Annotated in this window: 6 protein-coding genes; 2 read left to right on the forward strand and 4 right to left on the reverse strand. The window is 62.2% G+C overall.

The window, feature by feature from the left end; all coding sequences use genetic code 11:
* The 3 genes from APH41_RS09410 to APH41_RS09420 all read right to left on the reverse strand — a co-directional run.
* Positions 1-266, reverse strand: a 266-nt coding sequence (locus tag APH41_RS09410) for a biotin/lipoyl-containing protein (protein WP_305728897.1), incomplete at its 3' end; no start/stop codon positions are given.
* Positions 263-1,282 (reverse strand): alpha-ketoacid dehydrogenase subunit beta, encoded by a 1,020-nt coding sequence (locus tag APH41_RS09415; protein WP_054896571.1) that lies wholly within the window; start codon positions 1,280-1,282, stop codon positions 263-265. The genes APH41_RS09410 and APH41_RS09415, both read right to left, overlap by 4 nt.
* 37 nt (positions 1,283-1,319) lie before the next feature.
* Positions 1,320-2,297 carry a thiamine pyrophosphate-dependent dehydrogenase E1 component subunit alpha gene (locus tag APH41_RS09420; RefSeq protein ID WP_054918618.1) on the reverse strand — a complete coding sequence of 326 codons (978 nt, stop codon included), beginning with the start codon at positions 2,295-2,297 and terminating at the stop codon, positions 1,320-1,322.
* 307 nt (positions 2,298-2,604) lie between these two features.
* On the opposite strand from APH41_RS09420, the gene APH41_RS09425 reads away from it, so the two are divergent.
* Positions 2,605-4,467 carry a sigma-54-dependent Fis family transcriptional regulator gene (locus APH41_RS09425; protein WP_054918619.1) on the forward strand — a complete coding sequence of 621 codons (1,863 nt, stop codon included), beginning with the start codon at positions 2,605-2,607 and terminating at the stop codon, positions 4,465-4,467.
* A 42-nt stretch (positions 4,468-4,509) separates the two neighbouring features.
* On the opposite strand, the gene APH41_RS09430 is transcribed toward APH41_RS09425, so the two are convergent.
* Positions 4,510-5,289, reverse strand: coding sequence for an acetoin reductase (locus APH41_RS09430; RefSeq protein WP_054896574.1), 780 nt, complete (start codon positions 5,287-5,289; stop codon positions 4,510-4,512).
* A 191-nt stretch (positions 5,290-5,480) separates the two neighbouring features.
* Here APH41_RS09430 and APH41_RS09435 point away from each other — a divergent pair, with 191 nt between their 5' ends.
* The gene (locus APH41_RS09435) at positions 5,481-7,643 is read left to right on the forward strand and encodes a TonB-dependent siderophore receptor (RefSeq protein ID WP_054918621.1); all 2,163 of its coding nucleotides are present in this window, start codon (positions 5,481-5,483) and stop codon (positions 7,641-7,643) included.
* Positions 7,644-7,726: the final 83 nt, after the last annotated feature.

Raw genomic sequence — 7,726 nt, forward strand, 5'->3', positions numbered from 1 at the left:
ACGCTATCGATCTGAGCCTCTGTCGCCTCGCCCTCCACCACAATTCCCAGTAGAGCGCCCACCGACAGGGTTTCATCACTGAGCGCCAGTACCCGACGCAGCACGCCGCTAAAAGGCGCCTCGACACTGCTGGAGATCTTGTCGGTCTCCACGTCCAGCACCTCCTCGCCCTTTTCCACTCGGTCGCCGGGTTGTTTGAGCCAGACATCGATGCGGCCCTCGGTCATCGACAGGCCCCATTTGGGCATGGTCAGGGTATGAATCATGCGGAAGTCCTCTTGTCGGCGATCTTCATCACGGCGGCCTCGATCTTCGCGGCGTTGGGGATGTACAGGTCTTCCAGAGCATCGGAAAACGGCACCGGGGTGTGCGGCGCGGTGACCATCTCGATGGGAGCGCGCAGGAAAGCGAACCCCCGCTGGGCCACCAGGGCACTGATGTCGGTGGCGACCGAGCAGCGCGGGTTGGATTCGTCGATCACCACCAGGCGCCCGGTTTTCTCGACGCTTTCAAGGATGCTGTCTTCATCCAGCGGGCTGGTGGTGCGCAGGTCCAGCACTTCACAATCAATGCCTTGACGCGCCAGGTTGGCCGCAGCCTCCAGGGCGATATGCAGCATGCGGCCGTAGGTCACCAGCGTCACATCCTTGCCCTCACGCACAAAGTTGGCTTCGCCAAACGGGACCGTGTACAGCTCTTGCGGTACGTCGCCCTGCATGCCGTAGAGCATTTTGTGCTCCAGGAAAATCACCGGGTCATTGTCGCGGATTGCCTGGATCAACATGCCCTTGGCGTCGTAGGGCGTGGCCGGGCATACCACCTTGAGGCCGGGGATATGCGTCCACATGGAGGTGAGCATTTGCGAATGCTGGGCAGCCGCCCGCAAACCGGCGCCGTACATGGCACGGATCACCAGCGGTGTAGTGGTTTTGCCACCGAACATATAGCGGAACTTGGCAGCCTGGTTGAGCAACTGGTCCAGGCAGCAGCCGATGAAGTCGACGAACATCAATTCGCATACTGGGCGCATGCCACGGGTAGCGGCGCCCACCGCCATGCCCACGTAGCCGACCTCAGACAACGGTGCGTCCAGCACGCGCCCGGGAAATTGCGGGTGCAAGCCCTTGGTCACGCCGAGCACGCCGCCCCATGCGTCCTGCTCACCGGGGGAACCGGTGCCACCGGCCACATCCTGACCGATGATGAATACGCTCTGGTCACGGCCCATCTCTTGAGCCAAGGCCTCATTGATCGCCTGCTGATAGCTGATTTTACGAGCCATTAGATTCTCTCCACGTCTTGTTTTTATAGGGTTGGTATCAGCGGTAGGCCACGTAAACGTCGCTTAGCAGGTCGGCGGCCTGGGGCTTGGGATCGGTTTTGGCCAGGCGCACGGCGTCTTCGATCAACTGAGCCACTTCACCGTCGATGCGCTCGAACTGCGCTGCGTCCAGCCAGCCTTCGGCATTGCAGCGCTGACGGAACAAGGCCAGGCAATCGGCGCTTTCGCGCAGGTTTTTCACTTCGTCAGCGCCGCGATAGGTTTGCGCATCGCCCTCGAAGTGCCCGTAGAAACGGCTCAGCTTGACCTCGACCAGTGTCGGCCCGTCGCCTTGGCGCGCCCGCTCCACAGCAACGCCGAGCGCTTCATGCACCGCGAAAAAATCATTGCCGTCGACGATCACCCCCGGCATACCAAACCCGGCGGCGCGCTCGGCGATGTCTTTGCAGGCCACCGACCAACCGGCGCCAGTGGCCTCGGCATAACCGTTGTTTTCGGCGACAAACAGACACGGCAGCTGCATGATCGACGCCAGGTTCATCGCTTCGAACACGGCACCTTCGTTGGAGCCACCGTCGCCAAAAAATGCCACTGCCACGCCCTGGCACCCCTTGAGCTTGGCAGCCAGCGCCGCCCCCGCGGCCAACGGTGCGCCGGCACCGACAATGCCGTTGGCGCCGAGCATGCCTTTCTCTTGGTCGGCGATGTGCATGGAGCCGCCCTTGCCGCCGCACACGCCGGTTTTCTTGCCATAGATTTCGGCCATCATGCCGAACACGTCGACGCCCTTGGCGATGCAGTGTCCGTGGCCGCGGTGGTTGGACGCGATGCAATCATCGTCATTGAGGTGCGCCATGACGCCAGCGGCGCAGGCTTCCTGACCGGCATACAGGTGAACGAAACCGGGGATCTCGCCGGTGGCGAACTCCACATGCAGGCGTTCTTCGAAATCGCGGATGGTGCGCATCACGGTGTAGGCATGCAGTAACTGATCGGTGCACAGGTGGGTGGACATCTTGTTGTTCTCCAGGTTGTCTCGACGCACAAAAAACTGGCTGCGGCCAGTGCCAAGCTGTTCAGCACAGCTTGTGCCAACCGTCGAGAAAACCTGGCAAAGCCTTGATCCAGAGCCGTGCCACACAGCGATGCCCAGGCAAGTGGTCGACTAAATGTGAGACGCAACCACGCAGTTCGACCCTTGAGTCTCAGCGGCATGAGACGCAGCGTCTCAATGCAGGCGTTGGTCAGGGTGCCCTTGTCCGTCGGCGCACATGCGCGCTTAATGACGCGCATAACAACAAAGCTTGAGAACCGGAGGCTTTATGCTCGCCATGAACTCCAGGGAGCATGTCGACTGTGTCAGTCGCGTGGTCCGCAATGCCGAGCGCCTGCCCCAGGCGCCCGTGCCGTCGCTGATCTTCGATTCGTGGCGGCGGTCCATGGAGCAACACCGCCTGGACCCCGGCTCCCTGCAAGGTCCACGTATCCTCAGCGAACCCTTGCTCAAGGAATGCCGCGAGCGCGCCGAGCTGTTCATGCGCATCGCCGGCGAAGAAGTCGCACAGTTGCACCATCGCGTGCGCCATGCCGACTACTGCGTGATGCTCACCGACGCCCAGGGCCAGACCATCGATCACCGTGTCGATGCGAGCATTCGCACCGACTGCCGCAAGGCCGGCCTTTACCTGGGCACCTGCTGGTCGGAAGCCGAGGAAGGCACCTGCGGCGTGGCCACGGTGCTGACCAGTAAAACAGCGGTGACGGTGCACAAGCGTGATCACTTTCGCGCAGCGTTTATCGGCCTGACGTGTTCGGCTGCGCCCATCTTCGACCCGCAGGGCCACCTGTTGGGTGTGCTGGATGTCTCGGCGCTCAAGTCGCCGGATGACCGCGGCAGCCAGCACCTGATACGGCAGATGGTGGCGCAGAGCGCCCAGGCCATCGAAAACGCTTTTTTCATGCACAGCGCCCGGCAGCACTGGGTATTACAAGCCCATAGCACTCCAGGCTTTGTCGACAGCCAACCCGACCTGCTGCTGGCCTGGGACCAGGACGGACGTCTGCACGCCTTGAACAGCAAGGCGCGTCAAGCCCTGCGCTTGCGCTTTGGCCAGCTGCCTGAGCATATCGGCGAAGTGTTCGATGTGGATGCATTGCGTGCAGCCACTGATCAGTCAACCCGGCAGTTGCACTGGCTGGGCAAGCCCGACGCGGTACACGTGAGGGTCAATGCACCCCGACGCCCCTCGGTTCGGGCGCTGCCAGAGACTCAAGTCGACCCGCGGATCCAGGAGCACCTGCGCTTGGCTGCGCGGGTCAAGGACCGCAACCTGCCCGTGCTGGTGCAAGGTGAAACCGGCGTCGGCAAAGAAGTCTTCGCCCGCCAGTTGCACGAGCACAGCGCGCGCCGGCACGAGCCGTTTGTGGCGGTGAACTGCGCGGCGATTCCCGAAAGCCTGATTGAAAGCGAGCTGTTCGGCTATTCGCCCGGCGCCTTCACCGGAGCCTCCAGCAAAGGCATGAGCGGGCTGCTACTGCAAGCCGACGGCGGTACGTTGTTCCTCGACGAAATCGGCGATATGCCGTTGGCGTTGCAGACACGGTTGCTGCGGGTGCTGGCCGAGGGTGAAGTCGCGCCGTTGGGCGCAGCGAAAACCCGCGTGGTGAACATTCAGGTGATCTGCGCCAGCCACCGCGATTTGGCGGCGCTGGTCAGCGCGGGCCGATTCCGTGAAGACCTGTACTTTCGCCTGGGTTGTGCGCGCTTCTGCCTGCCGCCGTTGCGCGAACGCACCGATAAGCTGGCCCTGATCAATCGGCTGTTGGAGCAAGAGGCGCGTAACAGTGGCGTGTCGTTGGGCATCGGCCAGGCCACACTGCAATTGCTACTGGGTTATGCGTGGCCGGGCAATGTGCGGCAACTGCGGCATGTGCTGGCGTACGCCTGTGCGGTGTGCGAAGGCACTACACTGCAAGTGGTGGATTTGCCGATTGAAATCCGGGGCGAGCAGCCTCAAGGGCTGGAAGAGCAAAGCGCCAGCCCCGAGCGTCAAATGGTTCTGGATGCGTTGATTCGCCATCGCTGGAAACCCTCGCCTGCGGCACAGGCCCTGGGGATTTCAAGGGCAACCCTGTACCGACGCGTGAACCAACTGGGTATTGATATGCCCGGCAAAACCCACTGATACAAGGGATCGACTCCCACGCAGGCGAGTCGACCCACGCTGTCAGCGGTAGACCAGGCCACCGTCGATCAACGGCGCCTGCCCGGTCATATAATCTGCGTCCGGGCCTGCCAGAAATGCCACAAACCCCGCCACATCCTCCGGCGTTTGCGCACGGCCCAAGGCGATGCCATCCACGTACTGCTTGTAGGTTGCGCCCACCTGCGCCCCGGTAATCTCGGCCATGCGCTTGTCGATCTCAACCCACATATCGGTGCCCACCACACCGGGGCAATAGGCGTTTACCGTGATACCCGCGCTCGCCAGTTCCTTGGCCGCCGCCTGGGTCAAGGCGCGCACCGCGAATTTGCTCGCCGAGTAGACCCCTAACAACGCAAAGCCTTCATGCCCTGCGATTGAACAAGCATTGATGATCTTGCCCTTCTGCTTGAGCGCCTTGAATTTGTTGGCGGCCGCCTGGATCCCCCAAAGCACGCCCTTGACGTTGATATCCAGGGTGCGCTCGACCTGCTGCGGGCTGACATCGAGCAATGAGTCGATCTGCGCCACTCCGGCGTTATTGACGATGATGTCGAATCCGCCCAGCGTATGGTGGGCATGCTCTACCGCAGCCGTCACCTGTTCGCGTCTGGATACATCAGCGATGAACACAGAGGCTTTGCGGCCGGTGGCGACGATTTCGGCGGCCACGGCGTTGAGCTTGGCGCCGTCAATGTCCACCAACGCGACATCGGCGCCGTCCTGTGCAAGGCGCATGGCAATAGCCCGGCCTATGCCCTGCCCGGCGCCGGTGACCAGCGCGACTTTACCTGCGATACCCATGACAATCTCCTGAAACGATGAGGGGAGCCTTGTCTATCGCAAGCCGGCGCCTGGCTGTCGAGCCGCAACAGGATCGGCATCGGAGCTGAGACGGGTTGTCTCGCCGTGCGAACCTTGCGCGAAAGCTTGTAAAAGGCCGCGCTTATGCCTAGCTTAGGCGCCCCCCGCCCAGCGCTTTAAGGCCTTTACCCATGGTTTTGCGTTTTCGCCCCGTCGTCACTTCACGTTTCGCCCTCGGCCTGTTGCTCAGTGGCGGCATCGGCAGCAGCCTGGCCGCCGAGATCGAGTTGCCGACGGTAAAGGTCCAGGGCCAGGATGAGTCGGGCTACCGCAGTGAAACCGCGTCGGTGGGCGGCTTTGATGAAGCGCCGCTGTTGGACACCCCCGCCTCGATCACCGTGATCAACGCCGCGCTGATCAAGGACCAGCAGGCACGCTTGCTCAGTGAAGTGCTGCGCAACGATGCCTCGGTGGGCGACAGTTACGCGCCCATCGGCTATTACGAAAACTTCGTGGTGCGCGGCTTCTCGCTCAATGCAGCCAGCAGCTACAAGATCAATGGGCGCACCATCACCGGCGAGCAGAACGTGGCGCTGGAAAACAAGCAGCAGGTGGAAGTGTTCAAGGGCCTGGCCGGTTTGCAGAGCGGTATTTCCGAGCCCAGCGGGGTGATCAATTACGTGACCAAACGCCCCCAGGATGTGCGCTCGGTGACGGTGTCCACCGATGATCGTGGCAGTGGTTACATCGCCACCGATGTCGGCGGCTGGTTTGGCAGCGAGCAGCAGTTCGGCCTGCGCGCCAACGTCGCCCATGAAGACCTCAATTCCTATGTGGAACACGCCAACGGCCAGCGCGATTTCGTGTCCCTGGCCTTTGACTGGAACATCAGCCCCGACGCCGTGCTGCAACTGGACGCCGAATACCAGAACAAGCAACAGCGTTCGGTACCGGGGTATCAACTGCTGGGCGGCACCGAAGTGCCCCACGGTGCTTCACCGAAGAAGCTGTTGGGGCACCAGACGGGCGGCAAGCAGGTCGGGATTGATTCGCTGAACCTCAACGGCAAGTTCGAGTACCGTTTCAGCGATCAATGGAAAGGCAGTGTCAGCGCGGCGCGTAGCAAGGTGGTGATTGATGACTACAGCTCGTTTGCCTGGGGTTGCTATGGTTCAGCCAGTTGCAGTTCCGCAAGCGTGCCGAACTACTTCAGCCCCGAAGGCAACTACGACGTCTACGACTACCGCAGCCCGGATGACACTCGCCGCGACGATGAAATCCAGGCGGCCATGACCGGCCTCTTCGACACCGCCGGCATCGGCCATGAACTGACCTTTGGCAGCAGCGCGTTTCGCCGAGTGATCGACAAACGCAAGTCGGTCAATGAATTCATCGGCACCGCCAATACCAACGAAGAGGTGCCGAGCTTTCCCCCGACCGACAAGCCGTTGAACGACAGCCACCGCAACCTCGACAGCCGCCAGTACGGGCTGTTCGTCACCGACCGCATCCGCTTCAACGAGCACTGGCAAACCCTCCTCGGCGGCCGTGAAGTGCGCCTGGACGAAAAAGCCTTCGACAGCGTCACCGGCAACCAGACGCGCCACACCCAACAGTACGTGTTCCTGCCCCAGGCCTCGTTGATCTACAAGCCAGTGGACAACGTTTCGCTGTACACCAGCTACAGCAAGGGCCTGTCCCTGGGCGGCACCGCGCCGTGGTTTGCAAGCAATGCCGATGAAACACTCGCCCCCACCGTCTCGCGCCAGATCGAAGCCGGGGTGAAATACGACTGGCGCCGTATCAGCTTCGCCGCCGCTGTATTCCAGACGCGCCAGGCTTACCAGTACGCCAAGCCCGAAGGTGGCACGTTCAACTACGTGCAGCAGGGCCAGCAAAAAAACACCGGCATTGAATTGTCCGCCAACGGCTGGGCCACCGACCGTCTGCAGATCGCCACCAGCGTGGCCGCGATCCGAGCGCGGGTGAGCGGCAGCGGCACGCCGGAATACGAAGGCCACCAGGCGATCAACGTGCCCAAGCTGCGCGCCAGCGTGTACGCCGACTACGCCCTGCCCTGGGTCAACGGCCTGGCGGTATTGGGCGGCGTGCAATACAGCGCCAAGAAGTCTGCCAATCGCACCGGCAACGTGGAAGTGGGCGACTACGCGGTGGTCAACGTCGGCAGCCGCTACACCACCAAGGTCGATGGCTACGAGACCGTGTTTCGCCTGAGCGTCGATAACCTGTTCGACAAGCGCTACTGGCGCGACGCCGGCGAATACATGGGCGATGACTACCTGTTCCAGGGCGCACCGCTGACGGCGCGCCTGAGTGCTTCAGTAAACTTCTGAACCCCCGACTCTGTGGCGAGGGAGCTTGCTCCCGCTGGGGTGCGAAGCGCCCCCCAAAATCCGGCTCCAGCTTCGCTGTCGAG

The sequence above is a fragment of the Pseudomonas sp. NBRC 111138 genome, from assembly GCF_001320835.1.
Classification (GTDB): Bacteria; Pseudomonadota; Gammaproteobacteria; order Pseudomonadales; family Pseudomonadaceae; genus Aquipseudomonas; species Aquipseudomonas paracarnis.

Excerpts from the sequence above, each read along its gene's own strand:
- APH41_RS09415 (WP_054896571.1), bottom strand. The coding sequence starts at position 1,282 with ATGGCTCGTAAAATCAGCTATCAGCAGGCGATCAATGAGGCCTTGGCT.
- APH41_RS09420 (WP_054918618.1), bottom strand. The coding sequence starts at position 2,297 with ATGTCCACCCACCTGTGCACCGATCAGTTACTGCATGCCTACACCGTG.
- APH41_RS09425 (WP_054918619.1), top strand. The coding sequence starts at position 2,605 with ATGCTCGCCATGAACTCCAGGGAGCATGTCGACTGTGTCAGTCGCGTG.
- APH41_RS09430 (WP_054896574.1), bottom strand. The coding sequence starts at position 5,289 with ATGGGTATCGCAGGTAAAGTCGCGCTGGTCACCGGCGCCGGGCAGGGC.
- APH41_RS09435 (WP_054918621.1), top strand. The coding sequence starts at position 5,481 with ATGGTTTTGCGTTTTCGCCCCGTCGTCACTTCACGTTTCGCCCTCGGC.